The organism is Monashia sp. HAY1-2A (genome assembly GCF_056755315.1).
On record NZ_JBNDHY010000009.1, the window covers coordinates 17,901 to 36,803 of the forward strand.

At 73.1% G+C, this 18,903-nt stretch carries 19 protein-coding genes; 17 read left to right on the top strand and 2 right to left on the bottom strand.

What is annotated here, in order from left to right:
• The first annotated feature begins 157 nt into the window (after nt 1–157).
• Nucleotides 158–2,245 carry an ATP-binding protein gene (locus ACPYOM_RS02505; RefSeq protein WP_481344774.1) on the top strand — a complete coding sequence of 696 codons (2,088 nt, stop codon included), beginning with the start codon at nt 158–160 and terminating at the stop codon, nt 2,243–2,245.
• Nucleotides 2,242–4,071 (top strand): sensor histidine kinase, encoded by a 1,830-nt coding sequence (locus ACPYOM_RS02510; RefSeq protein ID WP_481344775.1) that lies wholly within the window; start codon nt 2,242–2,244, stop codon nt 4,069–4,071. Before ACPYOM_RS02505 ends, ACPYOM_RS02510 begins: the two co-directional genes overlap by 4 nt.
• Here the strand turns inward: ACPYOM_RS02510 and ACPYOM_RS02515 are convergent.
• Nucleotides 4,046–6,811, bottom strand: a complete 2,766-nt coding sequence (locus ACPYOM_RS02515; protein WP_481344776.1) for a non-ribosomal peptide synthetase — start codon at nt 6,809–6,811, stop codon at nt 4,046–4,048. The genes ACPYOM_RS02510 and ACPYOM_RS02515 overlap by 26 nt on opposite strands.
• A 217-nt stretch (nt 6,812–7,028) precedes the next feature.
• Here ACPYOM_RS02515 and ACPYOM_RS02520 point away from each other — a divergent pair, with 217 nt between their 5' ends.
• Genes ACPYOM_RS02520 through ACPYOM_RS02530 form a run of 3 tightly spaced genes read left to right on the top strand, consistent with a single transcriptional unit; the run spans nt 7,029 to nt 10,765 of the window.
• The gene (locus tag ACPYOM_RS02520) at nt 7,029–8,060 is read left to right on the top strand and encodes an iron ABC transporter substrate-binding protein (RefSeq protein ID WP_481344777.1); all 1,032 of its coding nucleotides are present in this window, start codon (nt 7,029–7,031) and stop codon (nt 8,058–8,060) included.
• Complete coding sequence (locus ACPYOM_RS02525; RefSeq protein WP_481344778.1) at nt 8,061–9,698, top strand: ABC transporter permease; 1,638 nt, start codon at nt 8,061–8,063, stop codon at nt 9,696–9,698. It begins immediately after the preceding gene.
• The gene (locus ACPYOM_RS02530; protein ID WP_481344779.1) at nt 9,695–10,765 is read left to right on the top strand and encodes an ABC transporter ATP-binding protein; all 1,071 of its coding nucleotides are present in this window, start codon (nt 9,695–9,697) and stop codon (nt 10,763–10,765) included. Before ACPYOM_RS02525 ends, ACPYOM_RS02530 begins: the two co-directional genes overlap by 4 nt.
• 33 nt (nt 10,766–10,798) lie before the next feature.
• On the opposite strand, the gene ACPYOM_RS02535 is transcribed toward ACPYOM_RS02530, so the two are convergent.
• Complete coding sequence (locus ACPYOM_RS02535) at nt 10,799–11,566, bottom strand: endonuclease/exonuclease/phosphatase family protein (protein WP_481344780.1); 768 nt, start codon at nt 11,564–11,566, stop codon at nt 10,799–10,801.
• A 75-nt stretch (nt 11,567–11,641) separates the two neighbouring features.
• On the opposite strand from ACPYOM_RS02535, the gene ACPYOM_RS02540 reads away from it, so the two are divergent.
• The 12 genes from ACPYOM_RS02540 to ACPYOM_RS02595 all read left to right on the top strand — a co-directional run bounded on the left by ACPYOM_RS02540 (nt 11,642) and on the right by ACPYOM_RS02595 (nt 18,893).
• Nucleotides 11,642–12,253 (top strand): nucleotidyltransferase family protein, encoded by a 612-nt coding sequence (locus tag ACPYOM_RS02540; protein WP_481342021.1) that lies wholly within the window; start codon nt 11,642–11,644, stop codon nt 12,251–12,253.
• 130 nt (nt 12,254–12,383) lie between these two features.
• Nucleotides 12,384–12,614 (top strand): hypothetical protein, encoded by a 231-nt coding sequence (locus tag ACPYOM_RS02545; protein ID WP_481342022.1) that lies wholly within the window; start codon nt 12,384–12,386, stop codon nt 12,612–12,614.
• 217 nt (nt 12,615–12,831) lie between these two features.
• Nucleotides 12,832–13,494, top strand: a complete 663-nt coding sequence (locus tag ACPYOM_RS02550) for a hypothetical protein (protein ID WP_481344781.1) — start codon at nt 12,832–12,834, stop codon at nt 13,492–13,494.
• A 5-nt stretch (nt 13,495–13,499) separates the two neighbouring features.
• Entirely contained in the window at nt 13,500–14,975 is a 1,476-nt protein-coding gene (locus tag ACPYOM_RS02555; protein WP_481344782.1) for an SRPBCC family protein, read from the top strand.
• A gap of 36 nt (nt 14,976–15,011) precedes the next feature.
• Complete coding sequence (gene gvpJ / locus ACPYOM_RS02560) at nt 15,012–15,437, top strand: gas vesicle protein GvpJ (RefSeq protein ID WP_481342025.1); 426 nt, start codon at nt 15,012–15,014, stop codon at nt 15,435–15,437.
• A gap of 27 nt (nt 15,438–15,464) precedes the next feature.
• Nucleotides 15,465–16,250: a GvpL/GvpF family gas vesicle protein gene (locus ACPYOM_RS02565; protein WP_481344783.1), complete on the top strand. Its 786-nt coding sequence runs from the start codon at nt 15,465–15,467 to the stop codon at nt 16,248–16,250.
• Nucleotides 16,241–16,486 (top strand): gas vesicle protein GvpG, encoded by a 246-nt coding sequence (locus tag ACPYOM_RS02570; RefSeq protein WP_481342027.1) that lies wholly within the window; start codon nt 16,241–16,243, stop codon nt 16,484–16,486. The genes ACPYOM_RS02565 and ACPYOM_RS02570 overlap by 10 nt, the downstream gene beginning before the upstream one ends.
• Nucleotides 16,479–16,910 carry a gas vesicle protein GvpO gene (gene gvpO / locus ACPYOM_RS02575; RefSeq protein WP_481342028.1) on the top strand — a complete coding sequence of 144 codons (432 nt, stop codon included), beginning with the start codon at nt 16,479–16,481 and terminating at the stop codon, nt 16,908–16,910. The genes ACPYOM_RS02570 and gvpO overlap by 8 nt, the downstream gene beginning before the upstream one ends.
• Nucleotides 16,907–17,404 carry a gas vesicle protein gene (locus ACPYOM_RS02580; protein WP_481342029.1) on the top strand — a complete coding sequence of 166 codons (498 nt, stop codon included), beginning with the start codon at nt 16,907–16,909 and terminating at the stop codon, nt 17,402–17,404. Before gvpO ends, ACPYOM_RS02580 begins: the two co-directional genes overlap by 4 nt.
• A gap of 18 nt (nt 17,405–17,422) precedes the next feature.
• Entirely contained in the window at nt 17,423–18,271 is an 849-nt protein-coding gene (locus ACPYOM_RS02585; protein WP_481344784.1) for a GvpL/GvpF family gas vesicle protein, read from the top strand.
• The gene (gene gvpJ, locus ACPYOM_RS02590) at nt 18,268–18,519 is read left to right on the top strand and encodes a gas vesicle protein GvpJ (protein WP_481344785.1); all 252 of its coding nucleotides are present in this window, start codon (nt 18,268–18,270) and stop codon (nt 18,517–18,519) included. Before ACPYOM_RS02585 ends, gvpJ (ACPYOM_RS02590) begins: the two co-directional genes overlap by 4 nt.
• Entirely contained in the window at nt 18,516–18,893 is a 378-nt protein-coding gene (locus ACPYOM_RS02595) for a gas vesicle protein K (RefSeq protein WP_481344786.1), read from the top strand. Before gvpJ (ACPYOM_RS02590) ends, ACPYOM_RS02595 begins: the two co-directional genes overlap by 4 nt.
• The last annotated feature ends 10 nt before the right edge of the window (nt 18,894–18,903 follow it).

An 18,903-nucleotide genomic window follows, 5' to 3' on the forward strand; every position in this document is an offset into this window, starting at 1 on the left:
GCCGGCGCCCGGCGACACGCCTGCGCTGCGTCCGTTTTGCCCCGGTATCGCGCCGCCGTGCGCAAGGATGGGGCGTGGCCCGCGCGACGATCCCCGAGCCCCGCGTACCACCGTCCCTCCGCCGGCACACCGTCGAGCACCCGGGCGGCGGGACGCGGTGCTGACCTCGATCCTGTCGAGCCGCCGGGGCTGGACCGCGACGGCTCTCGTCGCGCTGCTCGGCGTCGTGGTCCTCGGTGTGACGGCGGTGCGGTTCGCGCCGCCCGACTCCACCGTCGCCGTGTGGTGGCCCGCGGCGGGCATCGCCGTGGCGTTCCTCCTCGTCAGCGGCCCGGACCGCCGGCGGGCCGCGGTGTTCGTCGGCGGCGTCGTCGTCGCGAGCGGCCTGGCCAACTACTACGGCGGGCGGTCGGCGCTCGTCTCCGCGGCGTTCGGCGTGGCGAACGCCCTGGAGGCCTTCGTCGTCCACCGGCTCATGACCCGCGGGGGCCGCCGGCCACGGCTCGCGTCGATGGAGGACCTGTTCGGCCTCCTCGTCAGCACGGTGGCCGGCGCGCTGACGTTCGGAGTGCTCACCGGCGTCATCGCCGTCGTCGGCCTGCACGGCACCTTCTTCCCGACCGCCTACGCCGTCACCGCCTCGCACACCGCAGCGGTGCTCGTCATCGGGCCGCTCGGCATCGCCGCGGTGACGGCGCGGGCCCGCCCGTTCGGTCTCGAGGACGTCGCGCAGATGGTGCTCGTCGTCGGCATGACCGTCCTCGTCTTCCGGCCCGGGCAGCCCCTTCCCCTCGCCTTCCTGCCCCTGCCGGCCCTGGCGTGGGCGGCCACCCGCCAGGGGCTCCGGGTCGTGGCCGGGCAGCTGCTCGTCGTGGGGGCCGTCGCCGTCGTCGCCACGAGCGAAGGGGGTGGCCCCTTCGCCGCGGCCGGGGAGCGCGGCGACGTCAGCCCGACGGCCGTCGGAGCCCTGACCCAGGCCTTCCTCGCGACCGCCGCCATCACGACGCTGTCGCTCGCCGTGGGGGCCACCCAGCGCCGGAGGGCCCTCGGCGAGCTGCGCAGGGAGGCCCAGTTCACCGCGGTCGTCCTCGACACCGCCGCGAGCGCCATCGTCGTCGTCGACACCGACGGCCGGATCGACCGGGTCAACCGCACCGCCACCCAGTGGATCGGCGGCCGCGAGGAGGACCTCGTCGGGCTCGAGGCCGCCGAGCTCTTCCCGGTCGCCGAGGGCCGCGAGCGGCTGCGACAACGGTTCGCGCACCTGCGCGACCACGACTTCCCGTCGACCGACGAGCAGGAGTGGCTGCGGCCCGAGGGCGGCCGTCGGCACGTCGTCTGGTCGAACCGGTGGCTCACCGACGATCTCGGACGGCCCAGTCACCTCGTCAAGACCGGTGTCGACGTCACGGAGGCGCGTGCCGCGCTCGACCGCGAGCGGCGGGTCGTCGAGGAGCTCACCGCCCTCGACCAGACGAAGAACGACTTCGTGTCGTCGGTCAGCCACGAGCTGCGCACGCCGCTCGCCAGCGTCCTCGGCTACGCGGAGATGCTCGAGGACGGCGCCGCCGGCGAGCTGACGACCCGCCAGCGCGACCTCGTGGCCCGCATCGACCGCAACGGCCGGCGCCTGCTCGAGCTCATCGAGGACCTCCTCGTCAACTCCCGCATCGAGTCCGACCGGCTCGACCTCGACCTGCGTCGCTGCGACCTCGCCGACGTCGTCGCGCAGGCCTGGGACGGGCTGCGGCCGCTGAGCGAGCGGCGGGACCTCGACCTGTCGATCGACATCGCCGCGAAGCCGCTGTGGGTCCGGGGCGACCCCGTCGCGCTCGAGCGGGTCACGATGAACCTGCTGTCCAACGCGGTCAAGTTCACGCCGGACGGTGGCTCGGTCGAGGTGTCCCTGCGGGCGGGCGACGGCCATCTGACCACCTCCCCCGACGGTCCGGCCGTGGCGACCGCCGGTACCGATGGCATCGGGCCGTCCGCCCGTCTCGTCGTGCGCGACTCGGGCATCGGCATCCCGTCCGCGGACCTCGAGAAGGTGTTCCGCCGGTTCTACCGGTCCAAGACGGCCACCGACCAGGCGATCCAGGGCACGGGCCTGGGCCTGTCCATCGTCCGGGCCATCGTCGAGGGACACGGCGGGACCATCGAGGTCGTGTCGACGCCGGGTGCCGGCGCGACGTTCACCGTGACGCTGCCGGCTCTGCCGGCGGGGGCGACCGGGGCGACGGCATGACCTGCCACGGGCCGGCCCGGGTCGACCTGGTGCAGGACGAGACGTGGGAGGTCAGGGCCCTGCGTCGGCTCACCGAGCTGATGAACCGGGTCAGCGCCCAGGACGACCTCGGCAGCCTCTTCGACATGGTCGTCGAGGGGGCGGCCGACGTCGTCGGGTTCACCGTCGCGGCGATCAGCGTCGTCGACGACGCGACGGGTGACCTCGTCGTCGTGGCGGTCGCCGGTGACGACAGCGCCAAGGCGCAGCTCATGGGCCGCTGCACGCCCCGCCACGCGATCGAGGCCGAGTTCGCCGTGGCCGAGGAGTGGGGGAGCCTGCGGTTCGTCCCGGCCGACCGGCTGCCCGCCGGCGCCCAGGACGGCTGGGTGTCGACCGACTGGCGCCCTGACGCCGACGACCCCGACGCGTGGGACCCCGAGGACACGCTCGTGGCGCCGCTGCTCGACGCGGTCGGCGACCTGCTCGGCATCCTGTCGGTCGATCTGCCGCTGAGCGGCCGGCGCCCGGACCGGACCCAGCGGGCGGTGCTCGAGCTGTTCGCCAACCAGACCGGCATCGCGATCCAGGCGGCACGTCAGCGTCACGCGCTGACCGAGCGGGTCCGGCTCGGGGAGGCCGTCAAGTCCGTGGCCCGCATCGCCCAGGACGACCTCGAGCCGGCCCGCGTCGTCGACGTCGCTGCGCCGCGGATCGCCGCCGGCCTCGCCTCCGAGACCCTGTGGCTGCGGATCTTCGGCGTCCAGGGCGACGACGAGCGGGAGAGCGTGTCGGCGCGCAGCGGCGAGGCCGTCGTCGCGCCCTCCCTCGTCGACCTCGCCCGCCGGCTCAGTGCCCGGCTCTGGGACGAGGGCGAGGTGGCGGTGGCCCGTCCGGGGCGCGCCGAGCCGGCCCGCGAGTGGTCCGAGGCCGACGTCGCGCTCGCGTCCGAGTTCCTGACGGCGGCGTCGGCCGGGTCGTTGCTGCTCGCGCCGATCGGCTCCGGGTCGTCCTGCTACGGCTACCTCGCCGCGGTCCGCGGCGTGCGCGACGCGTCGTGGACCGCCGCCGAGACCCAGGCTGCCCTCGAGATGGCGCGTGACCTCGGCCGGGCCGTGCGCAACGCGCGGCTCTACGCGGCCGAGCGCCGGGTCGCGGACGAGCTGCGCGAGGCCGACCGCAGTCGCACCCAGCTGTTCTCGACGGTGTCGCACGAGCTGAAGAACCCGCTCGCCTCGATCGTCGGGCACGTCGAGCTGCTCCGTGGCGAGCCCGAGAACCTCGCGTGGTCGCTCGGCGTCATCGAACGCAACACCGAGCGCCTCCAGGTGCTCGTCGACGACCTCCTGACCCTGTCGCGGGTCAGCGACCCCGACCGGGCGATGCCCTTCACCGACGTCGACCTCGGCGAGCTGACCCGCGACGTCGTCGACATGTTCCGGCCGCGGGCCGACGGTCAGGAGGTCGCGCTGACCTTCGCCGAGCCGCCGGCGGTCCCGGTGGTCCGGGGCAGCGCCGGCGACCTCGAGCGCGTCGTGCAGAACCTCGTGAGCAACGCGGTGAAGTTCACCCGAGCCGGCGGCGTCGTCACCGTCTCGCTCGAGCACCGCGACCAGGGGCTGGTCCTGACCTGCGCCGACGACGGCATCGGCATCTCGGCCCATGACCAGGAGCGCCTCTTCACCGAGTTCTTCCGCGGCACCAACCCCGAGGGGCTCAAGGTGCCGGGCACGGGGCTCGGCCTGTCGATCGCGCACCGGGTCGTCGAGCGCCACGGCGGCCGGCTCGATGTCGAGTCCGAGCTCGGTCGCGGCACGAGCGTCACCCTGCTGCTACCGGTCTCCTGACGGACGGCTGCGCGGTGGCGCCCGCGCCGTCGCCGGGCCGGGGGCGATCGCTGCCGCTGCGGATGCTCTTGCCGTGGCCGTGGCCGGGGCCGGGGCCGGTGCCGGTGCGGGTGCCGAGGACGCGCGTGCGCACGCCGGCGGAGGCGCGGGCCCACAGCGCCGTGAGCGGGCGCGTCCACAGCCACCAGTAGGCGAGGCCGAGCGCCATCGACCCGAGGAAGGCGGGCACCGGGTGGCCCCAGAGCACCTCGAGGGCCTGCCAGTGGATGACGTAGATGTGCAGGGACGCGGCGGCCAGCACCTGCACGAGCGGCACGAGCACGGCCGGGATGCGGCTGACGGGGCGCCAGAGCAGGAGCAGGACGAACGCGGCGGTGAGGCCGTCCCGGGCGGGGTTGAACGAGAACGTGCCGATCATCGCGACGGCCACGACCGTGGCGACCCGGCGCTGGGCGGGCGTCGCCGCTCGGGCGAGGGCCCAGCCGAGGAGGAACAGGTGGAGCACGACGAGCGCCGATCCCTGCATGCGCGGGACCGGCAGCGGCAGGATCGGCAGGCGGAACAGGACGAACGCCGCCACGCTCAGGGCCAGCGGCAGCCGGAACGGGTGACGCCCGTCGAGCGCCGCCACGCGCCGCGAGGCGGTGAGGGCGGCGACGGCGACGAGCGCCACGACGATCGCCTCGACGAACCAGAACCGCCACGGCGGCCCGAGCCTCTCCTGCCCGAAGACCCAGTTGGCGAGGAAGAGGTTGCGCGTCTCGTAGTACCCGCCGAGCACGTGCGCGCTGACGATGACGACGAGCGCTGGCACGGCGATGCGGGCCGCCGCCCCGAGCACGCGACGGGCGCGCCGGCGGCGGTCGGGGTCGGCCAGCTGGAACCGGGCCAGCTGGTAGCCGGCGACGACGAGCAGTGCGTTGGCGGTGCCCTGCAACGAGAACAGGTCGGCGTGCGTGCCGACGATGAGGACGATGGCGAGGGCGCGGAGCCAGACCCCGGTCTCGACGGTGCGCCAGGCGATCCGGTCGGCGAGTGTGCGAGACCCTCTGCGTGACGACGAGTTCGGCCTGCGTGCGGCCGATGCGCCGGCTTGCGCGCGCCGCGCTCCCGGCGTGGGGGAGGAGGCGGGGGCAGCCGTGTGCATCCGCTCGAGCTCGGCGACCGGGGTCACGTGCCAGGCCGCCGGCAGCCGTCCGAGGAGCTCCTCGAGTCGGATGGACACCTCGACGTAGGACAGCGAGTCCCCGCCGAGGGACACGAAGGTCGCGTCGTCGGCGACGTCCCGCTGCAGGAGCCGTGCGTAGAGGCCCGCGACGGCACGCTCGGGACCGGCGTCGGCCGCGGCATCCGGGCGCGCGGGGCAGTCGGCACACGCCAGTGCGAGCACGGCGGGGTAGTCCGGCTTGCCGGAGGCCAGCACCGGGTGCTCGGCCACGGGCACGACCCGCAGGGCGTCCCGGGGCACGCCGGACGTGCGGATCACCTGGTGGCGCAGCGACTCGCGTGCGGGCGCGGCCATGGCACCGCTCGCGGCCACGGCGACGAGGCCGTCGCGACCGGCGCAGCGCACGTCGTGGCCCTCCTGGCGCAGCCGGCACTCGAGCGCGTCGAGGTCGACGCGGTGCCCGAGCACCTTGACGAACCGGGCGCGCCGGCCGGTGACCCGGACGAGCCCCTCCGGGGTGAGCTCGCCGAGGTCGCCGGTGCGCAGCACGTCGACGGTGCGCCCGAGCGAGAGGTCCCCGGGCTCGCGCGCGTAGCCCAGCATGACGTTCGGCCCGCGGAAGACGATCTCGCCGTCCTCGACCTCGATCGAGGCGCCCGGCACCGGCACCCCCACCGTGTCGGGGTGCGCCGCGGCGAGGTGGGGTGGCAGGTAGGCCATCCGGGCCGTCGCCTCGCACTGCCCGTACATGACGACGAGGTCGAAGCCGCGCTCCTGCCCGAGGCGCGCGAAGCGGCGGACGCGCTCGGCGTCCATGCGTCCGCCGGCCTGGGTGACGTAGCGCAGCGTCGGCAGGTCTCGCTCGGCGAAGCCGCTGCGCTCGAGCAGCTCGAAGGTGTGCGGCACGCCGGGGAACGTCGTGGCGCCCGCCGCCCGGAACTGCGTCCAGAAGCACTCGTCGACGACGGACCGGTCGGTCAGCAGGACCGACGCGCCCCGCGCGAGGTGCGTGGTCAGCACGGACAGCCCGTAGCAGTACGTCAGCGGCAGCGTCAGGGCCGCGCAGTCGTCGGGCCGGATCCCGAGCGCGGCGTCGATCTGGGCGGCGTTGGCCGCGAGGTTGGCGGCCGACAGGCGCACGAGCTTGGCCGATCCGGTCGAGCCGCTCGTGCTGAGCAGGAGCGCGAGCTCGGGATGCAGGTGGTGGGCCGAGGCCTCCCGCCGGACGTCGACCCGGCCGCTCGGGTCGAGGACGATGTCGGGCCGGTAGGCGGCCCCGACCCGCTGCGCGGCCTCGCCGGCCGCCGCCAGGAGGACGACGTGCCCGGCGCGCTGGGCGGCGAGGAGCGCCACGACGGTCTCGACGGTGGTGCGACCCTCGACGAGGACGAGCCGGCGCGCTCCGGCGAGGCGCTCGGCCACGGCGTCGACGCGTCGGGCGAGCTCGGCGTAGCTGACCGGGCCGGCGTCGGTGTGCAACGCGATCCGGGTGCCGTGCGCGGCGAGGCCGTGGACCCACGCGAGCCCGGGCAGGGCAGCGGCCCGTTCGAGCGGGAGGGCGGTCGCGGTCACGGGCCGTAGTCAATAAGGTTAGGCATACCTAATGCAAGTGCGGCCCCCGGTTTCGGCCGACGCCCCGGCGTCCGTTAGCCTGCTTTAGGTCACGACGTCGTTGCGTAATTCGGACTCGTGGCGAGCACCACCGCCAGACCCGTGCCAGACCCGTGCCAGACCCGTGCCCGACCCGTGCCCCAGACCCGCCACCAGACCCGCCACCAGGAGCCCCGCCGTGACGCGCCGCCGCACCGCCCTCGTCCTCGCCGCGACCCTCGCGGCAGCTCTCGGCCTGGCCGCCTGCGGCGGCAGCCTCGAGGCGAGCGGCGACCTTGACGCGTCGAAGCTGACGATCTACAGCGCCCAGCACAAGAACCTCACCGAGGAGTGGGGCAAGCAGTTCCAGGACAAGACCGGCATCCAGGTGCAGGTGCGCTACGGCAACGACTCGTCGATGGGCGCCCAGATCGTCCAGGAGGGCGCGAGCTCGCCCGCCGACGTCTTCCTGACGGAGAACTCGCCGGCCATGACGACGGTCGAGCAGGCGGGTCTGCTCGCTCCCGTCGACGCCGCGACCCTCGGCCAGGTGGGGCCGCAGTACGTCCCCTCGTCGAAGGACTGGGTCGGCATCGCGGCGCGCTCGACCGTCCTCGTCTACAACCCGAGCAAGATCTCCGAGTCGCAGCTGCCGACGTCCCTCATGGACCTCGCCAAGCCGGAGTTCGCGGGCAAGTGGGGTGCGGCGGCGGGCGGTGCGGACTTCCAGGCCATCGTCTCGGCCGTCCTCGCCACCCAGGGCGAGGCCAAGACCTCCCAGTGGCTCGCGGCCCTGAAGTCGGGCGCGAAGATCTACCAGAACAACATCGCGACGATGAAGGCCGTCAACTCCGGCCAGTCGGCGATGGGCGTCATCTACCACTACTACTGGTACCGCGACCAGGCCCTCGACAAGGAGAGCAGTGGCAACACCAAGCTGCACTACTTCAAGAACGAGGACCCCGGTGCCTTCGTCAGCCTCTCCGGCGGCGGCGTCCTCAAGAGCAGCAAGCACGCGGCCGACGCGCAGAAGTTCCTCGCGTTCGTGACGAGCAAGCAGGGCCAGCAGGTCCTCGGCACGACCGACGCCAAGGAGTACGCCGTCGGCACCGGTGTGGCCTCGGACCCGGCGCTGCCGCCGCTCGACTCGCTGCAGGCCCCGAAGATCGACCCGTTCACGCTCAACGGCCCGAAGGTCATCGAGCTGATGACGAAGGCGGGGATCCTCTAGGTGACGACCACGCCGACGAGCCCGCTGCCGGCCGCCAACGGCCCCGCGGCCGAGCCGACCGCCCCGACACCCCCCGCGCGGGGGCGGCGGGGCGTCGGCGCGTCCGCACCGGCGCGGTCCGGGGGGCAGGCCTCGCCGGCGCTGCGGGGCGCGGCGCTCGTCGTCGCCCTGCTCTGCGCGCTGCCGCTGGTCGTCGTCGTGGTCAAGGCCCTCGAGTCCGGTGCCGGCGAGGCGCTCGCCCTCGTGTGGCGGCCCCGAGTGGGCGAGCTGCTCGGCAACACCGTCGCGCTCGTCGGCCTGACCGGTGCCGTGTCGACGGTGCTCGGTGTCGGTACGGCCTGGCTCGTCGAGCGCACCTCGCTGCCGTGGGCCTCGTTCTGGCGGGTCGCCTTCGTCGCGCCGCTCGCCGTCCCGGCGTTCGTCAACAGCTTCGCGTGGTCCGCCCTCGTGCCCGGGCTCGAGGGCCTGGCCGGTGCCGTCCTCGTCACGTCGCTGTCCTACTTCCCCTTCGTCTTCCTCCCGGTGGCCGCGCTCCTGCGCACCGGTGACCGCGGGCTCGAGGAGGCCGCCCGCGCCCTCGGCCTCGGCCCGTGGCGCACCTTCCTGCGCGTCGGCCTCGCCCAGATGCGGCCGGCCCTCCTCGGCGGCGTCCTCCTCGTCGCGCTGCACCTGCTCGCCGAGTACGGCGCCCTCGAGATGCTGCGCTTCCCGACCTTCACGACGGCGATCCTCGACCAGTTCGAGGTGGCCTTCGACAGCCGGTCCGGGAGCGTCCTCGCCGTCGTGCTCATCGGCCTCGCCGTCACGGTCCTCACCGTCGAGCTGCTGGCGCGCGGACGCACCCGGTACGCCCGTGTCGGCTCGGGCACGGCGCGGCGGGCCGCGCCCGCGGCGCTCGGCCGCTGGACGCCGGCCGCGCTCGTCGTCGTCGGCGGGCTCACGGCGCTCGCCGTCGGCGTGCCGGCCTGGAGCCTCGGGCGGTGGCTGCTGCGCGCCGACGAGGCGATGGAGCCGGCCAACCTCGGTCCGACCCTGTGGACGACGCTCGCGCTCGCCCTCGGTGCGGCGGCCGTGACCTCGCTGGCGACCGTCCCCGCCGCGTGGCTCATCGCCCGGCACCGCACGTGGTTCGCCGTCGCGGTCGAGCGGGTCACCTACCTCGCGGCGTCGCTGCCCGGCGTCGTCGTCGCGCTCGCCCTCATCACCCTCACCATCGGTCTGGCCCGCCCGCTCTACCAGACGACGACCGTGCTCGTGCTCGCCTACGTCGTCCTGTTCATCCCCCGGGCCATGGTCGCGACGCGCGCCGCCATCGCGGCCGTGCCCCCCGAGCTCGGCGACGCCGCCCGGGCCCTCGGCGACGGGCCGGTCCGGGCGTTCCTGCGGGTCCAGCTGCCGCTCATGCTCCGCGGCACCATGGCCGGCTTCGCCCTCGTGTTCATCGCCGTCAGCACCGAGCTGACCGCGACGCTTCTTCTCGCACCGACGGGTACGCAGACCCTCGCCACGGCATTCTGGGATGCGAGCGCGTCCCTCGACTACGCCGCCGCCGCGCCGTACGCCACGGCGCTCGTGCTCCTGTCCGCGCCCCTGACCTACCTGTTGCTCCACGGCAAGAACGAGGAACCCCAGACGTGAAGACGCTCCAGCTCTCGGGCATCACCGCCTCGCACCAGGGCACGCCCGTGCTCCACGGCATCGACCTCACGGTGCCGTCCGGCACGACGACGGCCGTGCTGGGCCCCTCCGGGTGCGGCAAGACGACGTTGCTGCGCGTCGTCGCCGGGTTCCTGCGTCCCGACGCCGGCCAGGTGCGCGTCGGCGACGAGGTCGTCGCCGGTCCGGGCGTCTGGGTGGCCCCGGAGCGTCGCGGCTTCGGCTACGTCGCCCAGGAGGGCAACCTCTTCCCGCACCTCGACGTCGCCGCCAACATCTCCTACGGGCTGCCCCGCCGCGAGCGGCGGGCCCGGGCGCGCGTCGCCGAGCTGCTCGAGCTCGTCGGTCTGCCCGGCGACTTCGCCACGCGTCGTCCCGACCAGCTCTCCGGCGGCCAGCAGCAGCGCGTCGCCCTGGCCCGCGCCCTCGCCCGACGCCCCCGCATCGTCCTGCTCGACGAGCCCTTCTCGGCCCTCGACCCCGAGCTGCGCGTGGCGACGCGCGATGCCGTCGCCGTCGCGCTCGCCCACGAGCAGGCCACGGTCGTCCTCGTCACCCACGACCAGGCCGAGGCGCTCTCGTTCGCCGACCAGGTGGCGATCATGCACGACGGCCGGTTCAGCCAGGTCGGGGCCCCGGCCGAGGTGTACCGCGCCCCCTCCGACCGCCGGTCGGCCGTGTCGCTCGGCGAGGCCTGCTTCCTCGCCGGCCAGCTGCACGACGGCGCCGTGACGTGCGCGCTCGGCACGCTCCCCGTCGCCTCGGCGCGCGGCACGGGCGCCTGCGAGGTCCTCATCCGGCCCGAGCAGCTGCGTCTCGACGCGGACGGCGCCGCGACCGCCGGTCCCGTGGCCGAGGTGACGCGGTGCGCGTACTACGGCCACGACGCGCTCGTCGAGCTGCGGCTCGACGACGGGTCCGGCACGCCGACGGTCCTGTCGGCTCGCGCCTTCGGCGGCTGGACACCGGCCGTCGGTTCGCGGGTCAGGGTGAGCGTCGAGGGCGAGCCGCACGTCATCGGCGTCTCCCAGCGACTCGTCGAGGCCTGAGCCCGCCGGCCGCCTCGACCGGGCCCGGGACGGCTACGACGTCAGCGTCAGCTCGACGGCGAGCGCCTGGTGGTCGGACACCGGCAGGGCCACCGCCTCGCCCGACAGTGCGCGCACCCTGCCGCGCAGGAGGATGTGGTCGATCTGCTGCCCGGGCGAGTCGGCCGGGAACGTGGGTGCGTCGACGGCCGAGCGCATCCGGGTCAGCCGCCGTGCGCGCGTCGGCCCCATGTTGAGGTCGCCCGTCAGGACGAACGGGCCGTCCTCGCCGGCGACGTCGGCCATGAGCCGTCGCAGCTGCCGGCCGTTCCACCAGTCGATGAACGACAGGTGCGCCGTCGCGACGGTGAGCGGTCCTTCGGGAGACTCGATGTCGGCGAGGACGGCCACCCGCGGCTCGTCGCGCACCAGCTCGGGCCGCATCCGGCCCCGGAACATCATCGGCACCCGCACGGGCACCGGGGCCAGCCGGGCGACCCGCCAGCCGTGCACCGGGAACCGCGAGAGCAGCGCCACGCCGTAGGCAGCGGCGTCGGGCTGCTCCTCACCGGTGGCGGCGACCCACGTCGCGCCCGGGCTGCCCGACAGGGCCGCGACGAACCGGTGCTCGGGGGCGTCCATCGCCTCGGCGGCGATCGCGGTGAGGTCGGCGTTGTCGGACCGGTGCTGGTTGCGGTCGACCTCCTGCAGCCCGAGGACGTCCGCGTCCAGCTGCCGGATCGCCCTCCGGAACCCGTCGAGGTCGACGTGCTGGTCGGTCGGCACCCGCCCGTTGAGGATGTTGAAGGTCGCCACTCTCATGTGGGCGCCCTACCCGACCGGACGCCGCAGCGCACAGGGAGAGGTGACGGTGCCCGACGTGGGTAAGCCATCGACATGGCAGCCGATGACGCCCAGGACCTCCGGGAGGCGCTCAAGAGGGTCGCCGTGGCCCTCAAGGACTCCGGGATGCCGTTCGCGCTCATGGGTGGCTATGCCGCGTGGGCCCGCGGGGGACCGGAGCCGGCGCACGACGTCGACTTCCTCGTCGCCGAGGAGGATGCCGACCAGGTGGCGCAGTACCTCGCCGAGCACGACTTCGAGGTCGTGCAGCCGCCGGAGGACTGGCTCTTCAAGGTCTTCACCGACGGAGCGATGGTCGACATCATCCACGGCCCGGTCGGTGGCCCCGTCCACCGCGACGAGGTCGAGCGCGCGACGCCGATGGAGGTGCTGTCGGTCCGGATGCCGGTGCTCGAGGCCACCGAGCTCGTCGTTCACAAGCTCGCGGCCCTCGACGAGCACTACTGCGACGTGGCCCAGCTGCTGCCCGTCCTGCGGGCGCTGCGCGAGCAGGTCGACTGGGAACGGGTCGAGCGCGAGACGGCCGACAACGACTTCGCCGCGATGGTGCTGTTCCTCCTGCGGCGGCTGTCCATCGTCGTGCAGGAGCCGGCCCAGGAGGCTGCCCGGGAGGGCGCGCAGGAGCCGGTGCAGGGCACACGGTGACGCCCACGGACCACGCGGTCCGGCGGGCTGCGCCGCCCACCGGCGCTCGCGTCAGAGTCGTGCGCCGTGGGTATGGCGGGGGTGCGACGACCCTTCTCGCACGTGCGAGCCCGAACCGAAAGGCAGACCCATGGCGAACAGAGACGACATCGACGCCCGCGCCCGGTTGGTGGACCTGCTGCTGGAGAAGGTCGCCGAGGACCTCTACCCGTCGAGCACGATGATGGACTTCCTCGAGGAGCTGCTGCTCCCGGACGAGGTGCCGGCGTACGCGGCGGTCCTCATGGAGAAGATGCGCGACGAGACCTACCCCAGCGTGTCCATGATGCGCCGGCTGGTGAGCCTGCTCGAACCCGCGTAGACGCCGGCCTACGCGGTCTCCCGGGCGCCCTCGACACTCGTCCCGGGAGCCCGCCCACGCCTGCCCGCCGGGGGCTCCGCCGAGGGCGCCCAGCCGGCCCGGAACGGTTGAGCCACGGCGTCTTTACCGTTAGATGAATCGCATCGTCGGGTACCTCAGTCTGCGAAGGAGGTGGCCGCGACGTGCCGCCGGATCGGCAGCATCGCGGCTTGAATCTATGTCTTCAGCACCGACCAAGATCGTCCTCGGAGTAGCGGGCGGATACCTGCTCGGACGCACCAAGAAGCTCCGTCTCGCCATGGCCCTGGCCGGCATGCTGGGTGGGCGCAAGCTCGCTGCCCAGCGGGGTGACCTGCTGGCACAGGGATCGAAGCTGATCGAGAGCAACCCACAGCTCAAGGCGTTGCAGAACCAGCTCACCGGCCGCCTCGTGGAGGTGGCGCGCGAGGCTGCGCTCGTCGCCATGGCGTCCCGGGTGGAGAAGCTGACCAAGACGCTAGAGTCCAAGGACGGCTCCGAGCAGGAGCAGGAGCAGGAGCAGGGCGGGGGCGCCGGCGACGTCGGCTCGGCCGTCAGTGGAGTGACGGGCTCACTGGGCCTGACGGGATCCGACTCGGACGACCAGGGTGAGGCGGCCGAGCAGGACCAGCAGGACCAGCAGGACCAGCAGAACGACTCCGAGGAGTCCGAGGAGTCCGAGGAGTCCGACGAGTCCGAGGCGAGCGCTGACCAGGGCTCGCGTGGCTCGGCGGGCGAGGAGTCCTCGCGCTCCGGAGCCGCCGGCAAGCGGGCGACACCGCGCGGCGTCGCCAAGAAGGTGCCGATGAAGAAGGTCTCGGCGAAGAAGGCGGCAAAGCGTCCGTCCGGAAAGGGTCGGTGACGGCCATGAGCGGCAGTGGAGGCGCGCGTCTGAAGGACGCGTCCGGTGGCCTGTTGAAGGTCCTCGGCGAGCGGGCCATGGGCTCGCTGGGACACCGGGTGAGCGGCCTGACCGACCGGCTCGAGGGCATGGCCAGCGGCAACCCCTCGGTCAAGGCAGCAGTGGGCGGCGGGACCTCTGCGCTCAAGGGCCAGAGCCCGATCATGGGAATGCTCAAGGGCGCGGTGTCCGGGGTGAAGGACAAGGTCACCGAGGCACTGCCCGGTCTGGGCGGCGACTCAGGCTCCGGCTCCGGCGGGGGCTCGAAGGCCACGAAGTCGACCAACATCATCGAGCAGGTCGACGTCGGCGTCCCGCTGCGGGTGGCCTACAACCAGTGGACCGAGTTCGGCGCCTTCCCGACCTTCATGAAGAAGGTCGAGAACGTCGATGCCGCCGAGGACAACAAGATCGAGTGGAAGGCGCAGATCTTCTGGTCGCACCGTGAGTGGGAGGCGACCATCCTCGAGCAGGTCCCCGACGAGCAGATCGTGTGGCGCTCCAAGGGCAAGAAGGGACATGTCGACGGAGCCGTGACGTTCCACGAGCTGGCACCGAACCTGACGCGGATCATCGTCGTGCTCGAGTACTACCCCCAGGGCCTGTTCGAGCGCACGGGCAACCTCTGGCGCGCGCAGGGCCGACGGGCCCGCTTGGAGCTCAAGCACTTCCAGCGACACGTCATGACCCGCACCATCCTGGACCCCGACGCCGTCGAGGGCTGGCGGGGCACCATCGAGAACGGCGAGGTCGTCACGTCGCACGAGGACGCGATGGAGCAGGAGGCCGGGGAGCGCGAGGCCGACGAGCAGGGCGCAGAGCAGGGCACCGAGGAGGAAGGTTCCGACGAGCAGGGCTCCGACGAGGCCGAGGGCTACGAGGACGAGGGCTCCGAGGACGAGGGCTCCGAGGACGAGGACCTCGGCGCGGAGGACTCCGACGAGGACCAGGCCGTCGGTGACGAGTCCGAGGAGGAGGCCGGTGACGAGCCCGAGGAGGAGGCCGGTGACGAGCCCGAGGACGAGTACGACGAGGAGGGCGAGGATACCGCCGAGGACGTCGACGACCTCGACGACGAGTCCGGTGGCGGCGACGAGGAGTACGACGAGGACTACGAGGACGAGAACGAGGACGACACCGAGGACGAGAGCGTGGAGGACGAGGACTCGGCCGCAGATGCGGACGAGGGCAGCTCCGACGAGGACTACGCCGACGAGGACCTCGAGGAGTCCGAGGAGGACACCGACCTCGATGAGGACACCGACGAGGACACCGAAGCCGAGGCGGACACCGAGGAGGACGCCTACGACGAGGAGGCCTACGACGACACGTCCGACGAGTCGGACGACGAGGCGCTCGATGACGAGCCCGTGGACGAGGAGCCCGAGGAGGAGCCTCCAGCACCCAAGAAGCGAGCCGCGCGGCGCCGCTCCGCGCACTGAGCAACCAGCCGACACCCTCGACCCAGGAGGTCCAGCATGACCGTGCAGACACAGCGCCGAGGCGGCGGTGGAGGTGGCTACTTGGCGCGCCCCGCTCCTAGTGGGCTCGCCGACGTCATCGACATCATCCTCGACAAGGGCATCGTCATCGATGTGTACATCCGGGTCTCGTTGGTCGGCATCGAGCTGCTGACCGTCGACGCACGGATCGTCATCGCGAGCGTCGACACGTACCTGCGCTTCGCCGAGGCGACCAACCGCCTCGACCTCTACGAGAAGGGCGGGAAGGACCTCGGTGAGATGGTCCACGACATGCAGCGCAGCGGCGCGACCGGCAAGACCCGAGGCGCGGTGGAGGGCGTCAAGCGTGCCCTGACCCGGGGCGACGACGACAACGACGAGGAGAACAGCCACGACGAGGAACGCCGACCCGCCAAGAAGTCCTCCTCGTCGGCCCGCTGACGGCCCGTGGACCCCATGGGTGCAGTCGTGGGTGACGACCCGTCCATCGAGGTCGACATGGACCAGGCGTTGGTCGTCTACGGCGTCCTGCCGGCAGCAGACCTGCAGCGCCACGACGGCGGTCAGGACCTGACCGGGGTGGACGGGCAGCGGGTGCAGTTCGTCCGGTCCGGCGACCTCGCCGCGGCGGTGTCGCCCGTCGACGGGGACCGCAGACTGGGGCGCCGGGCCGACCTCCTCGCCTACCAGGCAGTCCTCGACGCCTTGGCGAAGGTCGGCCCGGTGGCCCCGGTCCGCTTCGGGTCGGTGCTCCCGGACCCGGACACGGTCGTGGCCGAGCTCATGGCGTCCAACGAGGAGCACCTCGTCGCGCTGCTCGAGAGCCTGCGCGGCCGGCGTCAGTTCAACCTCCGCGTCAGCCCCGTGGAGGAGGCGGCCCTCACCGACCTCATCACCGGCGACCCCGAGATCCGCGAGCTGCGGGAGCGGACGCGCGGGGTGCCCGAGGAGGCGTCCTACCGTGAGCGCGTGCGACTGGGCGAGCTCGTGGCCAGGGGTCTCGAGCAGCGCAGCGCGCAGGACGCCGACATGGTGCTCGACGTCGTCGTGCCCCTGGCCGTGGAGCACCTCGTCCGGACCCCTCCCTCGGCCACCCAGGTCCTCGACGTGGCCCTGCTCGTGGAGGAGAGTCGGATGGGCGAGCTCATCGACGTGCTGGAGGAGCTCGCGGAGTCGGTGCACGAGCGCCTCAGCCTGCGGCTGCTCGGGCCCCTCGCCCCCTACGACTTCGTCGAGGAACGACCATGGGCCTGATCAGCGGCATCCTCACTCTTCCGCTCGCACCGCTGCGGGGCCTGACCGCGGTGGCCGAGCAGATCCTCCACCAGGCCGAGGAGATCTACTATGACCCCGCGACCATCCGCAGCGAGCTCGAGGAGATCGACCGCCTCCGCGAGGCCGGCGAGATCGACGACGCCACCGCCACGGCGCGAGAGGATGAGCTCATCGACCGGCTGATGGAGGCCCAGGAGAGGACACGCCATGGCTGACACGGACCAGGGCAGCGACGAGTCGCAGCGCAGGAGCGGCAGCACCGGACGCCGGCCCTCCGCCAAGGCTGCCAAGGCACCGGCCGGCGCGCACCATGGCGCGCACCGTGACGAGCACCATGACGAGCACCACGACGGCGGTGGGCACCACCCGCACCCGCGGATCAGCGGGCGGCGGGCCGCTCGGTTGGCCGCGCTCGAGCTGGCGGAGCTGACGGGCAAGGAGTTCGAGGGCATCGTCGGCATCCGTCGGGTGGACGGCGAGTGGCACGTGGAGGTCGAGGTTCTCGAGATGCAGCGCATCCCCAGCACCACCGACGTCCTCGCCGTGTACGAGGTGTCCCTCGACGCGTCGGGTGAGCTCGTCGGCTACGAGCGCACCGCGCGCTACGTGCGTGGCGATGCCGGGGAGGACCGCGGATGACGGAGAGCACGACCGACCCGGCGTCCGCATCCCGGGCGCCGGCCGCGGCGCGTTCGGCCAACGGACCCGCGCCCCGGCAGTACTACGCCGCCCAGACGGGTCCGACGGGCGGCACCCAGCCGGCGACCCTCGCCGACATCCTCGAGCGGGTGCTCGACAAGGGCATCATCATCGCCGGTGACATCCGGGTGAACCTCCTCGACATCGAGCTGCTCACCATCAAGCTTCGGCTGCTCGTCGTCTCCGTCGACAAGGCCAACGAGATGGGGATCGACTGGTGGCGCCACGACCCGATGCTCACCGTTCGCGAGCGCGGCCTCGACGAGGAGAACCGGCTGCTGCGCGAACGGATCGCCCAGCTCGAGGGCCGCGACGCATCGGATGGGGACGCCTCCGACGACACGGAGTCCGACGCGTCGGACACCACTGAGACCACGGACGATGAGGCCGACGCCGACGCCGGCCGGCGGCGCTCGCGCGGGACGTCGTCCTGAGGGAGACGTGAGATGGCGATGACGACGTCGCAGGAGCCCGACCTCCCGACCGCCGAGGCGACCGGTGAGGCGACCGATGAGGCGACCGGTGAGGCGACCGGTGAGCTCATCCGCGACTCCGGACGGTACCTCTACGCGGTCTGCCGGGCCCTGCCCGAGGACGCGCTGGCACAGGTGCAGGGGATCGGCGGACGAGACGTCGAGCTCGTCGCCTACGAGGACCTCGCCGCCGTCGTCAGCACCGTCCCGATGGCCGCCTTCGGCGAGGCCGCGCTGCGGCGCAACCTCGAGGACCTCGGCTGGCTGGAGTCCACCGTCAGGGCGCACGACGCCGTCATCCACGCGGCGGCCGAGTGGGCGCCCACGGCCCCCCTGCGGTTCGCGACCATCTGCTTCGACGACAACGCCGTGCGTGCCCGGCTGCGGCAGTGGTACGAGCCGCTCACGACGGCCCTGGACCGGGTCGAGGGCTGTGTCGAGTGGAGCGTCAAGGTGCTGACCCGGCCCGAGTCGTCCGAGGGCACAGGGGAACCCGCTCGTCTGACCGGCGCGGAGTACCTCCGGCGCAAGAAGGCCGAGACGATGCGTCGCGCTGACGCGGACGAGCAGGCGGCCGCGACGGCGCACACCGTCGACGAGGCGCTCGCGCAGCGGGCCCGGGCCAGCCGTCGCCTCCCCGGCCAGGACCCACGGCTCTCGGGTCACCAGGGCACCATGGTGCTCAACGCCGCCTACCTCGTCCGCGACGACGACATCGAGACGTTCGAGGCGACGCTGGCCGACCTGGCGCAGCGCCACCCCGACGTGGTGCTCGACGGACGCGGCCCCTGGCCCCCGTACTCGTTCGCGATGGTCGACGACCCGTGACGACCCTCCACTCCCAAGGTGCGGCCCAGGTCGGTGGCGGGCAGCCGCGGCCGCAGCGACCGACGCGCGAGCTGGCTCCGGTCGCACTCGTCGACCTGCTCGACCGGCTGCTCGGTACCGGGGTCGTGGTCGCCGGCGACGTCGTGGTGTCGCTCGCCGGTGTCGACCTCGTGGAGATCCGTCTGCACCTCCTGGTGACGACAATCCGGGCCGAGATGGAGCGCGACCGGGAGGCGGGGCGCACGTGAGCGGATCTCCTTGGGACGACGCGGTGCCGGAGGGTCGGAGCGGCCCGCACGGTCACCACGGCGCGGGCTCGAACCCCATCCCCGACCTACCCCTGCCGCACGCCCTCCTGCCTCAGCGTCTGGAGACCGACTCCGAGGCGGTGGCCCGGGACCTGCTCAAGCTCGTGCTCACCATCGTCGAGCTCATCCGCCAGCTCATGGAGAAGCAGGCGCTGCGCCGCGTCGAGGAGGGCGACCTCACCGACGAGCAGGTCGAGGGGCTCGGCCTCGGGCTCATGCACCTCGAGCAGGCCATGGACGAGCTCAAGGAGCGGTACGGTCTGACGACCGACGACCTCAACCTCGACCTCGGGCCGCTCGGCAGGCTGTTGTAGCCCAGGACAC

Excerpts from the sequence above, each read along its gene's own strand:
- ACPYOM_RS02510 (WP_481344775.1), top strand. The coding sequence starts at position 2,242 with ATGACCTGCCACGGGCCGGCCCGGGTCGACCTGGTGCAGGACGAGACG.
- ACPYOM_RS02535 (WP_481344780.1), bottom strand. The coding sequence starts at position 11,566 with ATGAGAGTGGCGACCTTCAACATCCTCAACGGGCGGGTGCCGACCGAC.
- ACPYOM_RS02540 (WP_481342021.1), top strand. The coding sequence starts at position 11,642 with ATGGCAGCCGATGACGCCCAGGACCTCCGGGAGGCGCTCAAGAGGGTC.
- ACPYOM_RS02545 (WP_481342022.1), top strand. The coding sequence starts at position 12,384 with ATGGCGAACAGAGACGACATCGACGCCCGCGCCCGGTTGGTGGACCTG.
- ACPYOM_RS02550 (WP_481344781.1), top strand. The coding sequence starts at position 12,832 with ATGTCTTCAGCACCGACCAAGATCGTCCTCGGAGTAGCGGGCGGATAC.
- ACPYOM_RS02555 (WP_481344782.1), top strand. The coding sequence starts at position 13,500 with ATGAGCGGCAGTGGAGGCGCGCGTCTGAAGGACGCGTCCGGTGGCCTG.
- gvpJ (WP_481342025.1), top strand. The coding sequence starts at position 15,012 with ATGACCGTGCAGACACAGCGCCGAGGCGGCGGTGGAGGTGGCTACTTG.
- ACPYOM_RS02570 (WP_481342027.1), top strand. The coding sequence starts at position 16,241 with ATGGGCCTGATCAGCGGCATCCTCACTCTTCCGCTCGCACCGCTGCGG.
- gvpO (WP_481342028.1), top strand. The coding sequence starts at position 16,479 with ATGGCTGACACGGACCAGGGCAGCGACGAGTCGCAGCGCAGGAGCGGC.
- ACPYOM_RS02580 (WP_481342029.1), top strand. The coding sequence starts at position 16,907 with ATGACGGAGAGCACGACCGACCCGGCGTCCGCATCCCGGGCGCCGGCC.
- ACPYOM_RS02585 (WP_481344784.1), top strand. The coding sequence starts at position 17,423 with ATGACGACGTCGCAGGAGCCCGACCTCCCGACCGCCGAGGCGACCGGT.